This window comes from Clostridium sp. Cult2 (genome assembly GCF_021655075.1).
Taxonomy (GTDB): Bacteria; Bacillota; Clostridia; order Tissierellales; family Tepidimicrobiaceae; genus Schnuerera.
Genome location: NZ_PPXX01000052.1, coordinates 19,935 through 43,534, shown reverse-complemented (window position 1 = coordinate 43,534; position 23,600 = coordinate 19,935). Strand labels below are relative to the sequence as shown.

Below are 23,600 nucleotides of genomic sequence, written 5' to 3'. Positions count from 1 at the left end.
CCTAAAAAGATTTAAATTTGACAAAAAATATTCCTTGTAAATATTACAATTACAAGGTCATAGTGTTTTCTGTTTAATTATTTGCTGTAAAACTGGGGTGGATATTTTAGTAGTAATAGTTCTAAAACAATTCTTGACTTATATTAATCATATTGATAATATGGAAGTGTAATAAATAAAATGAATATTAAGCTCATATAATTCTCATAATATGGTTGAGAAGTTTCTACGAAATGACCGTAAATCATTTGGCTATGAGCGAAAGTGTACCTAGGGTTCCGAGGGGAATACCTTGTCTGGACCGAGCGGTACAGATATTGTCATGGACAATGTTACACCGAAGGGATAAAAGCCCAGTCGGGTAGGTTTCGCTTAACCTACCTGACTGGGCTTTATATATTTCAAGGAGGTTTGAATGTGAATATTAATAGAATATTTATTGAAAAAAAAGAAGAATTCAATACTGAAGCAGGTAATTTGTATAGAGATTTTAGAGATTATTTAGGAGTGAAATCTCTAAAGAGGATAAGGGTTATTAATATTTACGATATTTTCAATGCAAATGATGGAGAATATGACCAAATAGTTAAAAATGTACTTTGGGAAAAAAATCTAGATTACTTATATGAAGCAACTCTTCCATTGAATCAGGATGAAAAATTCTTTAGAGTTGAATTCGTTCCAGGTCAATACAATCAAAGGGAAGATTCAGCTAACCAATCTATTTATATATTATTGGGGAATAAAGATATTAAGGTTAAACATTCAAAGATAATTGTAATAGAAGGTATAGGTGATGAAGAATTAAATTTAATTAAGGATTACTATATAAATCCTGTAGAGATGAGAGAAATAGATATGGATTTCATCCATTACGAAAAATATGAAGAAGCTGAAGATGAAATAGAAATAATAGAAAATTTTATCAGGATGACAGATAAAGAAATTGCCTTGATGAAAGAAAAATATGGATTGGGTTTAGACATGGAAGATTTATTATTCACTCAAAAGTATTTTAGAGATGAGGAAAAGAGAAACCCAACTATTACTGAGTTAAAGGTAATAGATACCTATTGGTCTGATCACTGTAGACATACAACCTTTATGACAAAAATAGAAGAGATAAAATTTGAAGAGAGTAAATACAAACCTCTAATAGAGGAAGCCTTCAAAGAATATTTAGATTCTAGAGAATATGTTTATGAAGATAGAGAGAAAGCAATATCTTTAATGGATTTAGCAACTATAAATATGAAGGAGATAAAGAAAAAAGGATTATTAGATGATTTAGAAGAATCAGAAGAAGTGAATGCAGCCAGTATAGAAATAGATGTAGATGTAGATGGAAAGATAGAAAAATGGCTTTTAATGTTTAAAAATGAAACCCATAACCACCCAACAGAGATAGAACCTTTTGGTGGAGCTTCTACATGTTTAGGAGGATGTATAAGAGATCCTCTTTCTGGTAGAGCTTATGTATATCAAGCTATGAGGATTACAGGAGCAAGCGATCCAAGACAAAGTTTCGAAAACACATTAGCTGGTAAGCTACCACAAAGAAAGATTACCCAATCTGCCATGGAAGGTTATAGTTCCTATGGGAATCAGATAGGTGTTCCTGGTGGATATGTAAGGGAAATATATCATGAGGGATATGTAGCCAAGAGAATGGAAGTTGGAGCTTTAGTAGCAGCTGCACCTAGAGAAAATGTAATAAGAAAATCTTCTGAACCTGGGGATATAGTTTTGTTAGTAGGAGGTAGGACAGGAAAAGATGGGCTAGGCGGTGCAGTAGGTTCTTCAAGAAAACATACAGAAGAATCTTTAGAAACTGGTGGAGCAGAAGTTCAAAAAGGAAATCCTCCACTTGAAAGAAAAATACTTAGACTATTTAGAAACGAAAATTTAAGTAAAATGATCATGAAATGTAACGATTTTGGTGCTGGTGGTGTTTCGGTAGCCATAGGAGAATTAGCACCTGGGTTGAATATAGACTTAGACAAAGTTCCACTTAAATATCCAGGACTAGATGGAACAGAAATTGCTCTTTCTGAATCACAAGAAAGGATGGCAGTAGTAATCCATAAAGAAAATCTAGAATCTTTTATTAAATATGCAGAAGAAGAGGATTTGGAGACTACAGTAGTTGCTACAGTCACCGCTGATAATAGGTTATTTATGAATTGGAGAGGGAATCCTATAGTTAATATATCTAGAGAATTTTTAGATACCAATGGAATAAGGAAAAAGATAAAAGTATCTGTGGAAAACCCTAGTGAAACAGCTTATTTACACCATAAACCATCCTATTTAGATGGAAAAGATATTAAAGAAAACTGGATAAAAAATCTAACTTACCTAAACCACGCCAATCAAAAAGGTCTTATAGAAAAATTCGACCATAGTGTAGGTAGTGGGACAGTTCTAATGCCTTTAGGTGGTAAATATAGATTGACTACTACAGAGGGAATGGTTGCTAAGATTCCAGTTTTAGAGGGAGAAACCAATACTTGTTCATTAATGAGTTATGGATTTGATCCAAATCTTTCAAAATGGAGTCCTTTCCATGGAGGTATTTTTGCGGTTGTTGAATCTTTGGCAAAGATTACAGCTATGGGAGGAGATTTTAGGAAAGTAAGATTAACTTTCCAAGAATATTTTGCAAGATTAGATAAAGATCATAAAAAATGGGGTAAACCCTTTGCTGCTTTGCTGGGAGCTTTTCTAGCGGAGAAAAAGCTGGATATTCCAAGTATTGGTGGTAAGGATAGTATGTCAGGTACTTTTGAAGATATTGATGTACCTCCAACAATAATCAGTTTTGCAGTTACTTCAGATAAGGTCCAAAACATTATTTCTCCAGAATTTAAAGAAGCCAGAAATAATGTAGTATTAATCCCATTATATATAGATGAACATGGGATGGTAGATTTTGAACAGTTGAAAAATAACTATATAAGGATAAAGGAATTAATAGATGATGGAAAGATAATATCTGCCTCTACAGTGAAATCTGGAGGTATAGCAAGAAGTATATCAGAAATGACTTTTGGAAATAAAATAGGATTTAAATTCCTTGATGATTATAGGGAAGAAGATTTATTCTTACCTTTATATGGCTCTATTATAGTAGAAATGAAAGATAAACCAGAAGAGCTATTGAGAGGCTTAGATTATAGATTATTAGGAAATACCCTAGAGGAAGAATATATAGAAATATCTAATGAAAAATTGGATTTAAATCTATTAATAGAAGAATGGAATAAACCATTGATGGATGTATTCCCTGCAAAGGATAATCATATATATGAACCTAAAGAAATCTTATATTCTGATGGTAAAATCAAAAAAGCAAGTGTAAAAATAGCAAAGCCAAAGGTGTTTATTCCTATATTTACTGGCACCTATGGAGAATATGATATGACAAAATCCTTTGAAAATGCAGGAGCTGAAGTTGAAACCTTTGTATTTAGAACTTTTGATAAAAATACAATAGAGGATTCTTTAAAAGAGATGGCAAGAAGGATAAAAGAAGCTCAAATACTTGGTTTACCTGATGGAGCAATATTAGGGGATGAACCTGATGGTGGAGGAAAATTATTAGCCAATATATTGAAAAATTCCTATATGAAAGAGGCTTTAATGGAACTGTTAAACTATAGAGATGGTTTAATATTAGGAATAGGCAATGGGTTCCAAGGCTTAATTAAATCTGGTCTCATACCTTATGGTGAGATTAAGGATTTAGATAAAAATTCCATCAATATAACTTACAATAATTTAGGCTACCATATATCCACTATGGCAAAGGTGAAAATTGTATCTAACTTATCACCTTGGTTTAATAATACAACGGTAGGAGATGTTCAAATATTACCCCTATCCACTAAGGAAGGAAGGATAGTTGGAAATAAGGAGATAATAGAAAGCCTAATAGAAAAGGGACAAATAGCAACCCAGTACCTAGATGAAAATCTAACAGGCTCCATTTATAATATAGAAAGTATAACAAGCCCAGATGGAAGAATATTAGGTAGAGTTGCTAATTCAGATAGATTAGGTGAAGGATTATATAAGAATGTGGAAAGAAGTAAAGAAGACGGATTATTTAAAGCAGGAGTAGATTATTTTAGTTAAATTGTAAGACATAAGACAGGGGGACGGTTCTCTTGTCTTGAATGAAAAAGAAAGGATGTATAAAATGAAGGTTGCTATTATAATGGGAAGTATCTCTGATAAAGAAATTGTGGAAAAATCTATTAATATCTTAGAAAAATTTGGTGTGGAAATGGAAACAAGGGTCATTTCTGCCCATAGAACCCCTTTTGAAGCAGCAGAATATGCAAGAACAGCTGAAGAAAGAGGGATAGAAGTAATAATTGCTGCTGCAGGTAAGGCAGCTCATTTAGCTGGCGTTATAGCTGGTATAACTCCCCTTCCAGTTATTGGGCTGCCTATAAAATCATCTACCATGGATGGATTGGACTCCTTATTATCCATAGTTCAAATGCCTAAAGGTGTTCCAGTAGCTACTGTAGCCATTAATGGTGGAGAAAATGCAGGGCTCTTAGCAGTTCAAATTCTATCAGTAAAATATCCAGAGTTAAGGGAAAAATTCAAAGAATATAAATTGGAAATGGCAGAAGAAGTTAAAGAAATGGATAAGAAAATAAGGAATATTTAATGAAGCCGAAAGGGTGAAAAATTTGTGTGGAGTTTTTGGAATATACAGTAAGGATAAAAGAGATATATCTAAGATAATCTATTATGGATTATATGCTCTTCAGCATAGAGGTCAAGTTAGTGCTGGAGTGGCAATAAATAACAATGGATATATAGATTATTATAAGGATTTAGGATTGGCCCATGAGGTATTAAATAAAGATGTATTGAACAGGCTAAGAGGCAATATAGGCATAGGACATGTTAGGTCTGGAAGCCCAATAGTGACTACTACAGCAAATGCAGAGCCTTTAGTTGTAGGATATAAAAAAGGAGCATTGGCTCTAGCTTATGATGGAAGTCTTGTGAATTTTATAGAATTGAGAGAAAAAATGGAGGATGATGGAGTAATATTTCAGTCTTCCATCGATACTGAAGTAATTGCCAATTTAATAGCTAGATACCATATGGAGGATATAGAGCAAGCCATAATAAAAGCTGTTAAGGATATTAAGGGCTCCTATGCATTGGTTACCATGACTAATGATAGGCTAATTGGTGTTAGAGACCCTTATGGATTAAAACCCTTATGTATAGGAAAGTTGGGAAATGATTATATACTATCTTCTGAAACTTGTGCCCTTGACACCATAGGAGCAGAATTTATCAGAGATGTAGAACCAGGGGAAATGGTAGTAATAATCGATGGAGACATAAAATCCGTTAGAACAAAAGAAGCTAAAGAAAAAAATATTTGTCTTTTTGAAATAATATATTTGGCTAGACCAGATAGTAAATTAGATGGGAAGAGCATATATCTTTTGAGACGGAAAGCAGGACGTAACCTAGCTGAGGAATGTCCAGCAAAAGGTGATATAGTAATCTCTGCCCCTGACTCTGGAACGGTAGCAGCCATTGGATATGCAGAAGAATCTAAAATTCCTTATGATGAAGGTTTAATAAAAAATAGATATGTAGGAAGAACCTTTATACAACCTACTCAGGAATTAAGGGAACAGGGAGTTAGAATCAAATTAAATGTATTGAAGGAAAATGTAGAAGGAAAGCGAGTAATACTGGTAGATGATTCTATAGTAAGAGGTACTACTATGAGGAGAATAGTGGGAATGCTAAAAAAAGCAGGGGCTAAAGAAGTTCATGTAAGGGTAGCAGCGCCACCTGTAAAATATCCTTGTAATCTAGGAATGCATACCCCAAAAAGGGAAAATCTAATAGCAGGTGAAAAAACCATTGATGAAATAAAGGATATCATAGGGGCTGATTCCCTATGTTTTCTATCCTTAGAAGGCCTAATGGAGGCAGTAGAAGGAGAAAACGGCTATTGTACTGGATGTTTTAGTGGTGAGTATCCAGTAAGTAAAGATTTATTATAGAGAGGAGAAATGCTATGAAACTTACCTATAAGGAGGCAGGCGTAGATAAAGAAGCAGGTTACAAAGAAGTCCAATTGATAAAGGATATGTTAAAGAAGACTTACAAAGAAGGTGTGTTATCAGATATTGGTGGTTTTTCAGGTCTATTTCAGTTAGATGCTAAATCCTATAAGGAACCAGTTTTGGTTTCCGGTACCGATGGAGTGGGAACTAAGTTGAAAATAGCCTTTATGATGGATAAACACAATACCATTGGAGAAGACTGTGTAGCCATGTGCGTTAACGATATACTCTGCCAAGGAGCAAAGCCTTTATTCTTTTTAGACTATATTGCTACAGGAAAGCTAATTCCTGAAAAGATGGCAGCAATTGTAGAGGGTATAGCCAATGGTTGTATAAAGGGAGAAGCAGCTTTAATCGGTGGTGAAACAGCTGAAATGCCAGGTTTTTATAAAGAAGATGAATACGATTTAGCAGGTTTTTGTGTAGGAGTAGTGGAGAGGGAAAAGATTATTGATGGTTCAAAGGTAGAAGAAGGAGATGTTATTATAGGTCTACCATCTAGTGGTGTCCATAGCAATGGTTATTCCCTTGTTCGAAAGATAGTATTTGATAAGATGAAATTTGAAGTAGATGAATTCATTCCTGAACTAGATAATACCATAGGAGAAGAATTATTGAAGCCTACTAGAATATATACAAAGGCAGCACTACCTTTAATAGAGAAATTCAATATTAAAGGAATAGTCCATATAACTGGCGGTGGATTTTATGAAAATATACCTAGAATTGTTCCTGATAAGTTAACAGCTAATATTGATATTTCTAAAATAAACACTCCAGAAATATTCCATCTACTAGCAAAATGGGGAAATATAAGTGAAAAAGAGATGTATTCTACCTTTAATATGGGAATAGGAATGGTGTTAATAGTTGATAAAGATGAAGCAGAGGAAATAATTGATCAATTAAAAGAAAAAAATGAAGAATTTACCCTATTAGGAAGAATTGAAAAGGGAGAGGAGAAGGTTTCGATATGGTAAATATAGGGGTATTAATATCTGGAAGTGGAACCAATCTTCAAGCAATTATAGATAATATTAAAAATGGGAAAATAGATGGTAAACTCCAGATAGTAATATCCAATAGAAAAGACGCCTATGGTCTTATCAGGGCAAAAAAGGCAGGAATTGAAACTATATATATAAATAGAAAAGAATTCAATTCAAGAGAAGAATATAATAAAAAGATAATAGAAGAATTATCTAAAAGAAAGGTAGAATTAGTGGTCCTTGCAGGTTATTTGAATATTTTATCTGAGGAATTTATCTATAGATATAGAGGACGAATAATAAATATTCATCCATCTTTAATACCTAGCTTTTGTGGGAAAGGCTGTTATGGAGAAAGAGTACATGAAATGGCTCTAGAAAGAGGAGTAAAACTTACTGGAGTTACAGTCCATTTTGTTGATGAAGGAACGGATACAGGACCTATTATCCTTCAAAAGGCAGTGGAGATAAAGGATAATGATACTGTAGAAAGTTTGAAGGAAAGAGTGTTAAAAGTTGAACATGAGCTACTACCTGAGGCTATAAGACTTTTCTGTGAAGGCAGACTAGCTATTGAAGGGAAAAAGGTAAGAATTATATAGGAGTGATTAGATGAAAAGAGCATTAATAAGCGTTTATGATAAAAAAGGAATTATTGATTTTGCAAAAGAATTAGTTGGTTTAGGTTGGGAAATAATCTCCACAGGTGGAACAAGCAAAATATTAAAGGAAGCAGGTATTGACATTATTGATATAGAGGATGTTACACATTTTCCTGAAATATTAGATGGAAGAGTAAAAACCCTTCATCCCAATATCCATGGAGGTTTATTGTATAAAAGGGATAGTGAGGAACATAAAAAAACCTTAGAGGATTTAAATATTAAATCTGTAGACATGGTAATCAACAATTTATATCCTTTTGAAGAAACAGTAAAAAAAGAAGGGGTAAGCCATGAAGAAATTATAGAAAATATAGATATTGGCGGTCCTTCTATGATTAGAGCTGCAGCTAAAAATTATAAATACGTTACTGTGGTTATAGACCCTTCCGATTATGAAAAGGTCATAGAAGAATTAAAATCAAAAGGTGAAACCTCTATTGATTTGAGAAGAGCATTGGCAAGGAAGGTATATCAATATACTGCATACTATGATTCATTGATTGGAAACTATTTTAATAGTCTAGAATCAGTAGATTTTCCAGAGATTATTTCACTATCTTTTAAGGAAAAACAAGAATTAAGATATGGAGAGAATCCACATCAAAAGGCAGCCTTTTATAAAGAAGCAGGTAATTTAGAGGGTACTATTGCAGGAGCTATTAAGCTTCATGGAAAGGAATTATCCTTTAATAATATCAACGATGGAAATGGTGCTTTAGAGATATTAAAGGAATTCGACGAACCTACAGTAGTAGCAGTAAAACATGCGAATCCTTGTGGTATAGGCAGTGGAAAGGATTTATTGGAAGCTTATAATAAAGCCTATGAATCGGATAAAATCTCTATTTTTGGAGGCATAATAAGTGCAAATAGAGAAATCGATGAAGACGTGGCCAAAAGAATTAATGACATATTCGTTGAAATAGTAATGGCACCAGCCTTTACTAAGAAAGCCTTAGAAATTCTAACTTCTAAAAAGAATATAAGGGTACTTAGAATACCTAATATAATGAAAAAAGATTATCCTTCCCTAGATGTAAAAAAAGTTCTTGGAGGAATACTAATTCAAGAAAGGGATACAGTATTGTTAGGAGAAGAGTTGAAAGTAGTCACCAAAAGAAAACCTACAGACGAGGAAATGGAAGATTTACTCTTTAGTTGGAAGGCAGTAAAAAATGTTAAATCCAATAGTGTATTATTAGCAAAGAATAAAGGAACTATTGGAATTGGTATGGGAGAGGTAAATAGGGTATGGGCAGTGAAAGCTGCCATTGAAAGAGCAGGAGAAAAGGTAAAGGGTTCTGTACTGGCTTCAGATGGATTTTTCCCATTTAAGGATTCCGTAGAAGCTTTGGCAAAAGCAGGGGTAACTGCTATAATTCAGCCTGGTGGGTCTTTGAGAGATGAAGAATCTATAGTTGAAGCAGATAAAAATGGAATAGCTATGATGTTTACAGGAATGAGACATTTCAAACATTAAGGAGTGATACTATGAAGGTTTTAGTCATAGGTAGTGGTGGAAGAGAACATGCTCTATGCTGGAAAATTGCTGAAAGTAAAAAAGTCTCTAAGGTATACTGTGCTCCAGGTAATGGAGGTACAAAGGAGATAGCTGAGAATATTGATATTCAGCCAGAGGAGATTGATAAATTATTGGATTTTGCAATAAAAGAAAATATTGATTTAACAGTAGTAGGTCCAGAGGGGCCTTTAGTAATGGGAATAGTGGATAGATTTAATGAAAAGGGATTAAAGATCTTTGGAGTTAATAAAAAAGGTGCTCAACTGGAAGGGTCCAAGGCCTATGCTAAAGGCTTTATGGAAAAATATAATATACCTACTGGAAAGTATGAAAGATATACGGATTTGGAAGAGGCCATCCATGGATTGGATAAATTTAATTACCCATTAGTAATAAAAGCAGATGGATTATGTCTAGGTAAAGGTGTAATAATTTGTAATACTAGAGAAGAAGGTATAGACAGCTTAAATTACATAATGAAGGACAAAGCCTTTGGTTCTGCAGGAGAGACTGTTATAATTGAAGAGTTTTTAGAAGGGATAGAAGCTTCTTTACTATGTTTTGTTTCAGATGGGAAAATAGTTCCTATGGAAAGCGCAAAAGATTATAAACAGATATTTGAAAATGATGAAGGGCCAAATACTGGAGGAGTAGGTTGTTATTCTCCTAATATATTATTTAATAAAGATTTAGAAACAACCATTGAAAAAGAAATTTTGACTCAAATCCAATTGGGTTTAAAAGAAGAAAAAATAGACTATTATGGCATAATATTTATAGGTTTAATGATAACTAAGGACATGCCAAAGGTATTAGAGTTTAACGTTAGATTTGGTGACCCAGAAACTGAGGTTTTAATTCCAAGGCTTAAATCCGATATAATAGATATTTTTGAAAAAACATTAAAAGGCAACTTAATTAAAGAGGATTTAATTTGGAACGATAAAAGATGTGTAACGGTAGTAGCTACATCAAAGGGCTACCCTGGGAAATATGAAAAAGGGAAGGAGATAACAAGCCTTAAAGATGTAGATGAAGATATAATAATATTCCATAATGGAACCATAGAAAAGGAGGGAAGATTATATACTAATGGTGGCAGAGTAATATCAATAACCGCCTTAGGGGATTCTTTAGAAGAAGCCAGAGAAAAAATATATAAAAACATTTCTAAATTAGATTTTGATGGAATTTATTTTAGAAAGGATATAGCAAAAATTGACTAAATTCAAGGAGGACTTATAGATGGAAAATTATTTTAAATTAAAAGAACATCATACTGATTCAAGAACTGAAATACTTGCAGGAATCACTACTTTCATGACTATGGCATATATTTTAATTGTAAATCCAGATATTTTATCAAAAACAGGTATGGATGTTGGTGGTGTATTTACAGCAACAGCTTTATCAGCTTTTATTGCTACCATAATAATGGCTTTATATGCTAAATATCCCTTTGCCCTAGCACCAGGCATGGGACTTAATGCTTTTTTTGCTTTTACTGTAGTATTAGGGCCTATGGGGAAATCATGGCAATTTGCTCTAACAGCAGTATTGATTGAAGGTATTATTTTTATACTGTTGTCTTTTATAAAAGCTAGGGAAGCAATATTCGATGCAATTCCTATGAATTTGAAGAATGCAGTATCTGTTGGTATAGGACTTTTTATAGCTTTTATCGGTCTTTCTGGAGCAGAAATAATAGTGGCAGGAGATGGAGTTTTAATTGGTTTAGGTAACCTTAAAGCCTCAGCCCCTATTCTTGCATTAATAGGATTAATCATTACTGGAATATTATTGGCAAAGAACGTTAGAGGTGCATTATTAATAGGTATTATTCTAACTACTATAATAGGCATACCTTTGGGAGTGACTGTATTACCAGAAGGATTTGGTTTAAAAAGTATTATTAGTTTACCTCCATCCTTAAAATCTGTGGCCTTCCAATTTGTTGGATTTGAAGAGATATTTTCTCTAGATATGCTGGTAGTAGTGTTTACATTTTTATTCGTGGATATATTTGATACTGTAGGTACTTTAGTAGGTGTTGCTTCAAAGGCTGAAATGTTAGATGAAGAAGGAAAACTACCAAGGGTTAGTAATGCACTGATGGCAGATGCTATCGGTACAGTAGTAGGAGCTTGTTTAGGAACTAGTACAGTAACTACTTATGTAGAATCTGCTTCAGGAGTAGCAGAAGGGGGAAGGACTGGTCTTACTTCATTAACTACGGCTATTATGTTTGCACTGGCTTTATTCTTTGCTCCTATATTTACCATGGTACCATCAGCAGCCACTGCACCTGTATTGGTTATTGTAGGTTTATTTATGATGAGCCCAATAAAGAAAATAAATTTAGATGATTTTACTGAAGCAATTCCTGCTTTTTTAACTATTATAATGATGCCTTTGGCATACAGCATAGCAGAAGGTATTGTATTTGGTATGGTATCCTATGTAATATTAAAGCTTCTTACTGGAAGAGGAAAAGAAGTATCCCCAGTTATGTACTTTTTGGCATTATTATTTATTTTAAGAATCGTTATATCTTAGGTTTTTTGAGTAGCATATTTTATATGCTACCTTTATTGTATCAACAAAATATTCAACAAATAGAAAAGCATTTCAAAAAGTCCCAAAAATTTGATATAATACTATATAGTTGTATAAAATAATACTAAAATTTGACAAATACTTTATTATACAACAACCCAAGCATAAGATTATATCTATCTTTGAATACAATAGAAGCAAGGTACATACTATTATATTTGGGGAAGTTAATTTATATTTATTGATATTTGGTCAAGGATTAAATAATAAAATATGAGGAGGTATATACGTGAAAACGGATGTTCAAATTGCTCAAGAAGCAAAAATGCTCCCAATTACAGAGGTGGCAGAACAATTAGGATTAAAAGAGGATGACCTAGTGCATTATGGTAAATATAAAGCAAAAGTCAACTTAGATGTACTAGAAAGATTAAAAGATAAAGAGGATGGGAAACTAATACTTGTAACTGCCATTACACCAACTCCAGCAGGGGAAGGAAAAACTACAGTAAATATTGGTCTAAGCATGGCATTAAATAAAATTGGTAAAAAAGCCGTCACTGCATTAAGAGAACCTTCCCTAGGGCCAAGTTTTGGTATCAAAGGGGGAGCAGCTGGTGGTGGATATTCTCAGGTACTACCTATGGAAGATATTAACTTACATTTCACCGGAGATTTCCACGCAATAACTACAGCACATAATCTAATAGCAGCCCTATTAGATAATCATATTCATCAGGGCAATGAATTAAACATCGACCCAAGGAGAGTTCTTTGGAAAAGAGTTCTAGATATGAATGACAGAGCATTAAGAAATATAGTTGTTGGCCTTGGAGGAAGACCTAATGGTGTACCTAGAGAAGATGGATTTGATATTACAGTAGCTTCTGAGATTATGGCAATTTTCTGTTTGTCAGATGATTTAGAGGATTTTAAAACTAGAATTGGAAAAATATTAGTAGCTTATAAATATGATGGAAGCCCCGTATTTGCTAAGGATTTAAAGGCTCAAGGATCAGTAGCTTTACTTATGAAGGATGCTATTAATCCTAATCTAGTTCAAACATTGGAAAATACTCCAGCCCTTATCCATGGAGGACCTTTTGCAAATATAGCCCACGGATGTAATTCTATGTTGGCCACTAGACTTGGACTAAAACTAGCTGACTATACTGTAACTGAGGCAGGCTTTGGTGCAGATTTAGGCGCAGAGAAATTCTTTAATATAAAAGCAAGATTTGGCGATTTAAAACCAAATGCAGCAGTAATTGTTGCTACAGTAAGAGCGTTGAAACATCATGGCGGAGTTAAAAAAGACCAACTAGGGGATGAAAACTTAGAGGCTTTAGCAAAAGGGTATGAAAACCTAGAGAAACATATTGAAAATGTTAACAAATTTGGAGTACCTGCTGTTGTTGCTATAAATAGATTCCCAACAGATACAGAGGCTGAATTAGACTATATTATTAAAAGAACAGAAGAATTAGGCGCTGTAGCAGTACTTACTGAAGTATGGGGGAAAGGTGGAGAAGGTGGGATAGAATTAGCTAAGAAAGTGGTAGAAGTAGTAGAAACTAAACCTTCAAGCTTTAAACCTCTGTACGATTCCAATGACTCCATAAAGGATAAAATTCACAAGATAGCCACTGAAGTCTATGGAGCAGATGGAGTGGAATATACAAAATCATGTGAAAAGAGAATAAAACAAATAGAAGAAATTGGTTTAGATAATATGCCAATTTGTATGGCAAAAACTCAATATTCATTATCCGACGATCCAACACTATTAGCAAGACCAAAAGGATTTAAAATAACTGTAAGAGATATAAGGATATCCGCTGGTGCAGGATTCTTAGTTGCATTAACTGGTGAAATTATGACTATGCCAGGATTGCCAAGAGTTCCAGCTGCCAATAATATAGATATATTAGAAAGCGGAGAAATAGTAGGACTGTTCTAGTTTAAAAGTCTGGAGAATGATTTCTCCAGACTTTTTTGGGCTGAGTGGAAAAAATTGATATATGGGGGTGAAGTAGTGGTTGGGTATAATTCCAAAATAAGAAGTGAACAGGTGGATAATTTATTCCAAGCTGTATTGAAACTGGAAACCATTGAAGAATGTTATCGATTTTTTGAAGATATTTGCACAATAAAAGAAATCCAATCTATTGCTCAAAGACTAGAGGTAGCAAAACTATTGACCCTGAACAATACCTACAATGAAATTGAACAAAAAACTGGAGCTAGCACTGCTACCATCAGTAGGATTAACAGGTCATTAAATTATGGGGTAGACGGATACAAAATTGTTTTTAAAAAATTAGGCTATTTAAAAGACGAATAAACTAAATATAAAAATCCAGCACTAATATTTGAATATTGGTGCTGGGATTATTATATTTAATGCTATTAGTAATGTTAAGGGGGTAGCATTATTAAAAAACTGTTGATAGTTAGTGAAGGTAGGAATACTGGTCTTAAAATAACAAACCAATTAAATGATTTATTTGGGAATCATTTAATTATTAAATCTATGCTTATTTCAGAAATAAGGTCTAATCCTGTGGATGTTGATTTGATTCTATTTACGAGTGCATACCTGCAAAGAAGAGCTATTAAATATATTGATGCTAATATTCCTAATATGATTGCAAAAAGATTAATTGACCATAAGAATATAGCAGAATTAATCAGTATTGAAGAAGGAAAAGATGTGCTGTTTATTAATGATAGTTATGAATCTACTCAAGAGGCTATTGAACAACTTATTGAATTAGGGCTTGATCATATAAGGTATCACCAATATTATCCAGGTTGTAATTCATATCCAAAATTAGAGATAGCAATTACTCCTGGAGAAAGTCAGTTGTTACCGTATAAGCCTAATAAACTAATCGACATAGGTACTAGAATTCTTGATATTCAATCTATACATGATTTAGCATCAAATTTAGGTTTAGATAAATATTTAAAAAATAGTTTAGTTACTGATTATATAAGGGATATTATAGAAATTTCCAAATCTATAGAAGAAAGCAGGAGGGCTAGCTATGAATCTCAGAAAATATTACAAACGATAGTAAATAACTTAGAATATGGGGTAGCTTTTGTAAATCTTGAAGGTAAGATAATGAATATTAATTCAAAGTTTGAATATATCCTTGGACTTAAAAAAAAGGATTTACTTGGAAAGAAATTAAATGATTTAATATTTGATAATACGATAGAATTAAAAGACAATAACGTTATTACTATTCAAATTGAAAATAAAGAATTGTTAGTTCAAGTTAGACAAGTTAATTTTTCAAGAAAAATTGGATACATTATTTTAGTGACATACAATAACTATAGCTCCAAAACAGACTTAAAATCTGACAAAGCTCCGGCTAGATACAATAAAAAGAAATTATTAAACTTTGATGACTACCTTACTATTAATAAAAATGTAGTAAAAATGTTAAAGAGGGCTAAGAAGTTTGCAAAAAGTGATGGGGCTATTATTATTTCTGGAGAAAGTGGCACAGGAAAAGAAATATTGGCTCAAGCAATACATATGAACTCTTTTAGAAATAAAAATGCCTTTGTTCCAATAAACATTGCTACACTTCCTAAAAATTTAGTAGAATCAGAACTTTTTGGTTATGAAGAAGGAACATTTACAGGTGCAATTAAAGGTGGAAAGTTGGGAATATTTGAAATTGCTAATGGGGGAACGATTTTCATTGATGAGATTGGGGATGTTCCCTTAAATGTTCAAGCAAAATTGTTGAGAGTTCTTGAAGAAAAAAAGATTAGGAAAGTAGGAAGTGCTGATGAATTTCCAATAGATGTTAGAATAATTGCAGCAACTAACAAAAATTTATTAAATTTAATTGAAGAAAATAGATTTAGACTTGATTTATTTTTTAGATTAAACATACTACCATTGGAAACAATACCTTTGCGAGAAAGAATAGAGGATATAGTGTATATGTTAAAACATTTTATTAATGTTAATTTATCTGATTTATCCAATGAACCAATAAAGTCGTTAGATGAATTTTTCGAGGAAGAAACGATTGCCTTTCTCAAAAATTACAAATGGCCAGGAAATGTAAGAGAGTTAATTAATTTAACTGAATATCTTTCATTAATTTACGAAGGTAAGAAAATTGCAATATGGTCATTACATAGTTATATGTATGATAGAATGAAGTATAACGAGGTTATTTTAGATGCTAATGAGTTATGGGTTTTATCACAGTTTGAAAAATATAAGAATATTCCATTAGGAAGAACAAAACTTACAGATTTTGCTAAAATAGAAGGAAAAGAAATAGGAGAGGGCAAAATTAGAAGAATAATAAGTAATTTAATCAATATGGAACTAATAGAATCTTATGGCAATTTGGGTTCAAGTATTACTGATTTAGGTATAAAAACTTTAAGAAAATATAATTAAATGCCAACACCTGGTTAAATTTAACCAGGTGTTGGCATTTAATATCCATGTCTCTTATAGATATTTCATAATATTATGATAATTGAAATGTAATAAAGCCCATAATTCATATAATTTCGTTTCTATTGTCTTAAATCCATTATATAGTAATTGCAGTAAAGTTGAGTGATCAAGACAAAGGTTAATATATAGGCATAAAAAACTACTTTACATCCTAAAAATTTTTAGGCATTGGCATATGTATTGCATTTAACAATATAGTAAATAGTCAATTTGTTGTTTTATTCACTTTGTTTTGAGCCTAAAATATAATTAGATCATTTTCAATATTGTTAAAGGTGCAATAAATTCCAGATGCATTCTGAAATTTTTATACAGTTACATTAATTCTAAATTAATTGGTCTCAGGGGGTGTTTGCTTTCTGACAAAAACATTGTACCACAGAGGATTGAAGTCCTCAATTTTCATTTAAGTTTACAGAGCGTTTTCTAGGGAAAGGAGGGAGATTATGAAAGCCAATATGGGCGATTGGGTAGAAATAGAAAATATTTTGTTAGAACCTGGTTCTAGGGCACCTCAGGTTCCATCAGATACCCAGAAAGTTCCCCTAGTTGAACGGAGAAAGGGGTACTTACTAAATGATAGTGCAGAACTAGGCAATGAAGTTGAAATTAAAACAATAATTGGCAGAAAAGTAAAAGGAAAGTTATCAGATATTAATCCAAGGCATAAATATGATTACGGTAATCCTATTAAAGAGTTGATTGATGTAGGCATTGAATTAAGAAATGAAATTGAATTATTAGAAAGAAGGTGAAAGAGATGAAAGGTTTGTCATATGAAGAGCTAATGGCTAGAAAAAATCAGATAGTAAAGGAAGCTGTAGGTATTGATTATGACGATTTTGAATATGGTAAAATTGCATTTGATTATAATAGGATGATGTCTGAATCAACATATTCGTTAGAGGAAATGATAAAAATACAAAAAGAGACAAAGGTTGGGAATACACCTTTGTTAGAACTCAAAAATATTAATAAGCTAATAAAAAAATATGCAGAAGCTGGAAAGGGTGCAAGAATATTTGTAAAAGATGAAGCAGCTAATCCTTCAGGTTCTTTTAAAGATAGGCGAGCTTCAATATCTGTATATCATGCGAAGAAATTAGGATATGAAGGTGTTGTATCTGCTACAAGTGGCAATTTTGGTGCTGCAGTTGCATCTCAAGCTGCCCAGAGAGGGCTGAAGTGCATAATTATACAGGAAGTTTATGATTCTAAAAAGGTTGGTCAGCCTGAGATATTAGAAAAAACTAGAAAGTGCGAAGCATATGGAGCAGAGGTAATACAGTTAACGGTAGGTCCTGAATTGTTTTATACGTTTTTGAAAACATTGGAAGAGACAGGATACTTTGACGCTTCTTTAAATGTTCCATTTGGTGTAGCTGGAGTTGAAACCCTTGGCTATGAAATAGCAAATCAAATGATGGAACTAGAAGGTAAATATCCAGATATTGTAGTTGCTACTACTGCAGGAGGAGGAAATCTCACAGGTACTGCTAGAGGTCTTATTAAGGCAGGAGCTATTAATACTGAAATAGTTGCAGCTTCAGTAAATTTATATGGTTTAAGTATGGCTTCAGATAATGATTTTAATAAAAAATCATTTACTACAGGACATACTGGTTTCGGAATACCTAGAGCAATTAACCCTGATGGTACTGATGTACCAAGAAATGTCTCAAGGATATTTAGATATATGGACAGATTTGTTACTATAACTCAGGGAGAGGTTTTTTATGCTACAGAAGCTTTGAGTCAACTAGAAGGGTTAGAAAGAGGACCAGCAGGAAATACATCACTTGCAGCTGCAATTGGAATAGCTATGAAAACAGATAAAGATAAGATAATTGTAGTTCAAGAAACAGAATATACAGGTGCTGGTAAACACCCAATGTCACAACTTACATTTGCCAAAAGAAATGGAATAGAAGTAAGACGAGGAAATCCGAAAGAAGATAAACCAGGGGTAAATATAATCATCCCAGAAAAGTTTTATCAAATAAATGAGCAAAATATTGACATAGAAGATTTAAAAATAAGATATATTAAAAATCTTGTCAATAAGTATGATATAAAAACTATTGAAAAAGAAGATTTTGAATTTATAATCGAAGATACTAATAGCGATGCAAATTTTGTTAGAGCATCACTTGAAAATTTGGGGGTTAAAGTATTGGTATGAAAAAACATTGGCCAACCTGGACAGAAATTCATTTATCTAATATTAAACATAATGTTAAAGAAATAAAAAAACGCATTGGTGATGATATATGTTTAATGGCAGTTGTTAAGGCAGATGCATATGGTCATGGTGGATATGAAACGTCTATAGCTGCTTTACAAGGCGGAGCTGAAAAACTAGGCGTTGCATCGGTAGATGAAGGTATTTACCTCAGAAAAAAAGGAATAACAGCACCTATACTAATACTAGGTTTATCCTTTGAAGATGTCATCGAAGATATTGTTAAATATAATCTTATGCAGACCGTATGTAGTGAAGATTTTGTTAGTAAGTTGTCAAAGGAAGCAGTAAAAAGAGATAAAACCGTAAAAATTAATATAAAGGTAAATACTGGCATGAATAGAATAGGAGTTGAACCTCAAAACACTCTTGAGCTGGTAAGAAAGATACAAAAATACCAAAATATTTTTATAGAGGGTATATACACACACTTGGCAACATCATATGCTGAGAGCGAATATACAAATTTTCAATTTAATAAGTTCAAGGATGTTCTAAATGAATTAAATAATAACAATATAGATATACCATATAAACATTGCTGCAATTCAGGGGGAGTACTTAATTTTCCCCATATGTATTTAAATCAAGTTAGGGTAGGGACATTGATTACAACTCCATTTCCAGCATTGAAAAGAGAAATGAATTTGGATTTAAAGGAGTCTTTTGAATTTAAGTCTAAGATAATTTTTATAAGAAAACTAGCTAAAGGACAGAGTGTGGGTTATAACAGAATGTATTATACAGATAAAAACACAAAAATAGCAATAGTATCGGCAGGATGGGGGGATGGTATTCCTAGAGAACTTTCAAACAAAGGTTTTGTACTGGTACATGGCATTAAATGTCCTATACGAGGAAGGGTATGTTGTGATCAAATAATTGTTGATGTTACTGAAGTAAATGATGTAAAGGTGGGTGATGAGGTAGTAATTATAGGAAATCAGAATGGTGCACAAATTTCAGCATGGGAATGGGGGGAAATACTAGGTGGAGTATCAAGTCCCATAACACTAAGAAATTTTGTAACTGATAGGGTAACTAGAAAATATATAGAATAATTTTTTTAAAAATAAATAATTAATTTAAAGGAGTGAATAATATGTCAAAAAAGGAAAGAGTAAAACAGAAACCAACCTTAAAGCAAGCAATGACACCTATAGTTTTTATGATGGTTGCTTTGGTAGTTGGAGTAGGAGTTTTGAAGCTTAGGGCGGAACCTATTTTAATTTTAGTGGCTTTCCTAGCTGGATTTATAGCTTGGAGGCTAGGTTATAATTGGGATGAGATGCAGAAAGGGATAGTAGAAAAAATTTCAATGGCAATGCCAGCAATATTAATTTTATGGACTGTTGGCATACTTATTGGATCATGGATGTTTTCAGGCACAATTCCTATGTTCATCTATTATGGGGTGCAAATAATCAATCCAAAATTTTTACTTGCTACAGCATTTATCATTACAGTTATTTTTTCAACTATAACAGGCACATCCTGGGGTTCTGCTGGCACTATTGGTGTAGCGATTATGGGCATAGCTCAAGGGCTGGGTGTGTCACTTCCAGCGACTGCGGGAGCAGTAGTAGCCGGTTCATATTTTGGTGATAAATTATCACCTCTTTCTGACACAACAATCTTGGCACCAATTGCTGCTGGTTCGGAACTATATGAACATATTAAACATATGCTTTATACCACAATACCAGCAACAATAGTATCGTTAATTGTATATATAGTGGCGGGAATGGGTGCAGCCGGATCTGCAAGTACTCCTGAATCAGTTACAGTGTTACAAGCTCAACTTAGCAATATGTTTAATTGGAATATATTATTATTAATACCTGTTATAATCGTTATTGCAGGATCTCTATTAAAGCTTCCTACTATGCCAACTATGCTGGGAAGCTCGTTAATATCAACATTTATGGGCATAGTTATACAGGGTTTTACATTGAAGAATGGATTTATATCTCTAATTAAAGGTTTTAATGTAAGTATGACAGGGTATGAAGGAGAGGTAGCATCGGATATATTAACATTAGTAAATAGAGGTGGAGCCGAGGCTATGGCTGGCACAACCATATTAGTTTTCTGTGCAATGGGATTTGCTGGAATTATGAGCACCTCAGGAATGTTAGACACAGTACTTGAGGCAATATTGAAGAGAGTTAAATCTACCGCTGGAATGGTGCTATCCACAATAGCTTCCTGCTTTACTGTTGCATTTGTAACGGGTAACTCTTATTTATCCATTTTACTTCCAGGACAATTATTTAAGGATGCCTATGTAATGCGGAATTTACATCCTAAAAACTTATCAAGAACTTTAGAAGATTCTGGTACAGTATTAGTACCTCTTATCCCATGGTCTGCTGCAGGGGCCTACATGACAGCAACCTTAGGAGTGCCCACAATCGAATACTTACCATGGGCTGTATTTAACTATACAGGAATAGTATTTGCAATAATACTTGCATTTACTGGATTTGGTATAGAATATACTGACGCATCTAAAAATAAAAAGAATAATAAGGAAACTTCACAATAGGGAGTGACATTATGATATTAATTAAGAATATAGAGGTATATTCTCCCAAATTGATAGGAATAAAGGATGTATTAATTACGAGTGGAAATATATCTCTAATTGAAGATAATATTTTACAATTTAATAAAAAGATTAAGATAATCGATGGAACTGGGAAAATGCTTATACCTGGTTTAATTGATAATCATGTTCACATAACTGGAGGTGGGGGAGAAGGTAGCTTTAATACTCGTGTTCCGGAAATAACTTTATCTAAACTTATAGAAGGTGGGATTACTACTGTAGTAGGGCTTTTAGGTACAGATTCAACAACTAGAAGTATTGAAAACTTAGTAGCTAAAGCAAAAGCCTTAAAGGAAGAGGGGCTATCAGTATATGTTCATACTGGCTCCTATGGTTATCCATCTATTACTTTAACAGACTCTGTAAAAAAGGATATAGTATTTATTACAGAAATAGTTGGAGTAAAAATCGCACTATCAGATCATAGATCTCCAAGTTTATCTTTCGATGAATTATCTAGACTAGCTTCAGATGCACGAGTAGCTGGAATGCTATCAGGAAAAGCAGGAATTGTAGTAGCTCATATGGGAGATGGAAACGAAGGACTTGGTTTAATAAATAGGGTATTACAAAAAACGGACATACCAATTAAAACTATTAGGCCCACCCACGTTAATAGAAAGGAAGAGCTATTAGCACAAGCCTATGACTATGCAAAAAGAGGTGGAATAATAGACTTAACATGTGGGATTTCTAAGAATATGTCACCAGCAGAAGTGGTTATTAGAGCAGAAAAAGAAGGAGTACCTTTAGAAAATATAACTATTAGCTCAGATGGATATGGAAGTTGGTCTAATTATGATGAATATGGAAATATGATAGAAATAGGAGTTTCATCTGTTAGTAGTTTATACAATGAATTTAAATACATGGTAATGGAATTAAATTTTGATATTGATAAAGCTATACAATTTTATTCAACCAATGTAGCTAAAGCTCTTAGGTTATATCCTAAAAAAGGAATTATTCAAGAAAATTCTGATGCAGATTTAATAATAATAGATAAAGACATGACAATTAATACAGTTATATCAAATGGAAAGATCATGTTAGATAATGGCGAAATGATTGTAAAAGGAACTTACGAATAACTAATAATTCACCTTCTTAAGAAGGTGAATTATTAGTTATATTAAAAAATATATATGTTTAATGATAAAAGTTTATTTAAATTTTTACTAAAAGGAGAGTGGATTTATATGCTTAAAGTTATAAGACAAGGAGAAGTTTATTCTCCAAATTATATAGGGAAAACAGATATTTTGATTTGTGGTGAAAAGATATTGTTAGTTGATAAGCATATAAACTTAAATGGGTTTAGCAATTATTTAGATATGGAAGAAATTGATGCGAATAACAAAATAGTTGTACCAGGATTTATTGATCAACATGTCCATATAATTGGTGGAGGTGGCGAAGCTGGGTTTTATAGTAGAACGCCAGAAGTATTACTTTCTAGTATAGTGAAGAGTGGAATAACTACAGTTTTAGGTGTGTTAGGTACTGATGCAACAACAAGACATCTTGAATCACTTTATGCTAAGGCAAAAGGCCTTGAAACAGAGGGAATAACTGCATATATTTTAACAGGTTCTTATGAAGTTCCTATAGTTACTATTACAGGAGATGTCAAGAGAGATGTTATTCTAATTGACAAAATAATGGGTGTAGGAGAAATAGCCATATCTGATCATCGATCTTCTGAACCTACTAAAAATGAATTAAAGAAAATAGCAACTAAAGTAAGGCAAGGTGGATTGATAAGTGGGAAAAAAAGCATAGTTCAATTTCATTTAGGAGATGGAGAAGAAGGTTTGAAAATGATTTTTGAACTGGTAGAAGAAACAGAAATACCAATTAGACATTTTGTTCCAACACATGTTAATAGAAATAGAAAATTATTAGAAGAAGCAAAGCAATATGGTGAAATAGGAGGTTATATAGATATTACATCTGGGATAACACCAGAGTTAGGATTTGATGATGCAATTAAACCTAGCAAAGCTATTAAAGAATGTCTAGAATTTGGAGTACCATTGACTAATCTCACTATGAGTTCTGATGGTAATGGAAGTATGGCTGTATATAGTAATACTGGGAAACTTAAAGGGCTATTAGTAACTACCTTAGATTCTATACATAAAGAATTTAAGGATTTAATTCAACAAGAAAAACTTCCTATATCAGAAGCTGCACAAATAGTAAGTTCCAATGTAGCAAAGATATTGGGGATTTATCCAAATAAAGGATGTATTAATACAAATTGTGATGCTGATATTGTTGTATTAGATAATGAATTAAATATTGATATTGTATTTGCTAAGGGCCAGAAGATGGTTGAGAATGGAGAAGTTTTAGTAAAAGGTACATTTGAAGATAAGGAGTTATAAAA

At 32.8% G+C, this 23,600-nt stretch carries 17 protein-coding genes and 1 riboswitch; all 17 genes read left to right on the top strand.

All coding sequences use genetic code 11. The features are described from left to right. Positions 1–173 precede the first annotated feature (173 nt). Positions 174–275, top strand: a riboswitch (purine riboswitch). A 142-nt stretch (positions 276–417) separates the two neighbouring features. The 17 genes from C3E90_RS06000 to iadA (C3E90_RS05920) all read left to right on the top strand — a co-directional run bounded on the left by C3E90_RS06000 (position 418) and on the right by iadA (C3E90_RS05920) (position 23,598). Beyond that, complete coding sequence (locus C3E90_RS06000; RefSeq protein ID WP_442870567.1) at positions 418–4,137, top strand: phosphoribosylformylglycinamidine synthase; 3,720 nt, start codon at positions 418–420, stop codon at positions 4,135–4,137. A gap of 55 nt (positions 4,138–4,192) precedes the next feature. Continuing rightward, positions 4,193–4,684 (top strand): 5-(carboxyamino)imidazole ribonucleotide mutase, encoded by a 492-nt coding sequence (purE, locus tag C3E90_RS05995; protein ID WP_336513012.1) that lies wholly within the window; start codon positions 4,193–4,195, stop codon positions 4,682–4,684. Positions 4,685–4,697: 13 nt separating this feature from the next. Then, positions 4,698–6,056: an amidophosphoribosyltransferase gene (purF, locus tag C3E90_RS05990; protein WP_236914752.1), complete on the top strand. Its 1,359-nt coding sequence runs from the start codon at positions 4,698–4,700 to the stop codon at positions 6,054–6,056. A gap of 14 nt (positions 6,057–6,070) precedes the next feature. Beyond that, positions 6,071–7,099 carry a phosphoribosylformylglycinamidine cyclo-ligase gene (gene purM / locus C3E90_RS05985; RefSeq protein WP_236914751.1) on the top strand — a complete coding sequence of 343 codons (1,029 nt, stop codon included), beginning with the start codon at positions 6,071–6,073 and terminating at the stop codon, positions 7,097–7,099. After that, complete coding sequence (gene purN, locus C3E90_RS05980; protein ID WP_236914750.1) at positions 7,093–7,710, top strand: phosphoribosylglycinamide formyltransferase; 618 nt, start codon at positions 7,093–7,095, stop codon at positions 7,708–7,710. Before purM ends, purN begins: the two co-directional genes overlap by 7 nt. A gap of 10 nt (positions 7,711–7,720) precedes the next feature. Continuing rightward, entirely contained in the window at positions 7,721–9,253 is a 1,533-nt protein-coding gene (gene purH / locus C3E90_RS05975) for a bifunctional phosphoribosylaminoimidazolecarboxamide formyltransferase/IMP cyclohydrolase (protein ID WP_236914749.1), read from the top strand. A gap of 11 nt (positions 9,254–9,264) precedes the next feature. Then, positions 9,265–10,521, top strand: coding sequence for a phosphoribosylamine--glycine ligase (gene purD / locus C3E90_RS05970; protein WP_236914748.1), 1,257 nt, complete (start codon positions 9,265–9,267; stop codon positions 10,519–10,521). 19 nt (positions 10,522–10,540) lie between these two features. Continuing rightward, positions 10,541–11,851 carry an NCS2 family permease gene (locus C3E90_RS05965; protein ID WP_236914747.1) on the top strand — a complete coding sequence of 437 codons (1,311 nt, stop codon included), beginning with the start codon at positions 10,541–10,543 and terminating at the stop codon, positions 11,849–11,851. Between the two features lie 289 nt (positions 11,852–12,140). Then, the gene (locus C3E90_RS05960; RefSeq protein WP_236914746.1) at positions 12,141–13,811 is read left to right on the top strand and encodes a formate--tetrahydrofolate ligase; all 1,671 of its coding nucleotides are present in this window, start codon (positions 12,141–12,143) and stop codon (positions 13,809–13,811) included. A 75-nt stretch (positions 13,812–13,886) separates the two neighbouring features. Continuing rightward, positions 13,887–14,195 carry a YerC/YecD family TrpR-related protein gene (locus C3E90_RS05955; protein ID WP_236914745.1) on the top strand — a complete coding sequence of 103 codons (309 nt, stop codon included), beginning with the start codon at positions 13,887–13,889 and terminating at the stop codon, positions 14,193–14,195. 102 nt (positions 14,196–14,297) lie between these two features. After that, on the top strand, positions 14,298–16,292 hold the full coding sequence (locus C3E90_RS05950) for a sigma-54 interaction domain-containing protein (protein WP_236914744.1): 1,995 nt from the start codon (positions 14,298–14,300) through the stop codon (positions 16,290–16,292). A gap of 509 nt (positions 16,293–16,801) precedes the next feature. Beyond that, a complete protein-coding gene (gene ortA, locus C3E90_RS05945) occupies positions 16,802–17,110 on the top strand; it encodes a 2-amino-4-oxopentanoate thiolase subunit OrtA (protein WP_236914743.1) in 309 nt (102 codons plus the stop codon). 5 nt (positions 17,111–17,115) lie between these two features. After that, positions 17,116–18,537 carry a 2-amino-4-oxopentanoate thiolase subunit OrtB gene (gene ortB, locus C3E90_RS05940; RefSeq protein WP_236914742.1) on the top strand — a complete coding sequence of 474 codons (1,422 nt, stop codon included), beginning with the start codon at positions 17,116–17,118 and terminating at the stop codon, positions 18,535–18,537. Next, positions 18,534–19,658, top strand: a complete 1,125-nt coding sequence (gene alr / locus C3E90_RS05935) for an alanine racemase (protein WP_236914741.1) — start codon at positions 18,534–18,536, stop codon at positions 19,656–19,658. Before ortB ends, alr begins: the two co-directional genes overlap by 4 nt. 41 nt (positions 19,659–19,699) lie before the next feature. Continuing rightward, positions 19,700–21,145 (top strand): Na+/H+ antiporter NhaC, encoded by a 1,446-nt coding sequence (gene nhaC / locus C3E90_RS05930; protein ID WP_236914740.1) that lies wholly within the window; start codon positions 19,700–19,702, stop codon positions 21,143–21,145. Between the two features lie 11 nt (positions 21,146–21,156). Next, positions 21,157–22,299, top strand: a complete 1,143-nt coding sequence (gene iadA / locus C3E90_RS05925) for a beta-aspartyl-peptidase (RefSeq protein WP_236914739.1) — start codon at positions 21,157–21,159, stop codon at positions 22,297–22,299. 108 nt (positions 22,300–22,407) lie between these two features. After that, positions 22,408–23,598, top strand: a complete 1,191-nt coding sequence (gene iadA / locus C3E90_RS05920) for a beta-aspartyl-peptidase (RefSeq protein WP_236914738.1) — start codon at positions 22,408–22,410, stop codon at positions 23,596–23,598. Positions 23,599–23,600: the final 2 nt, after the last annotated feature.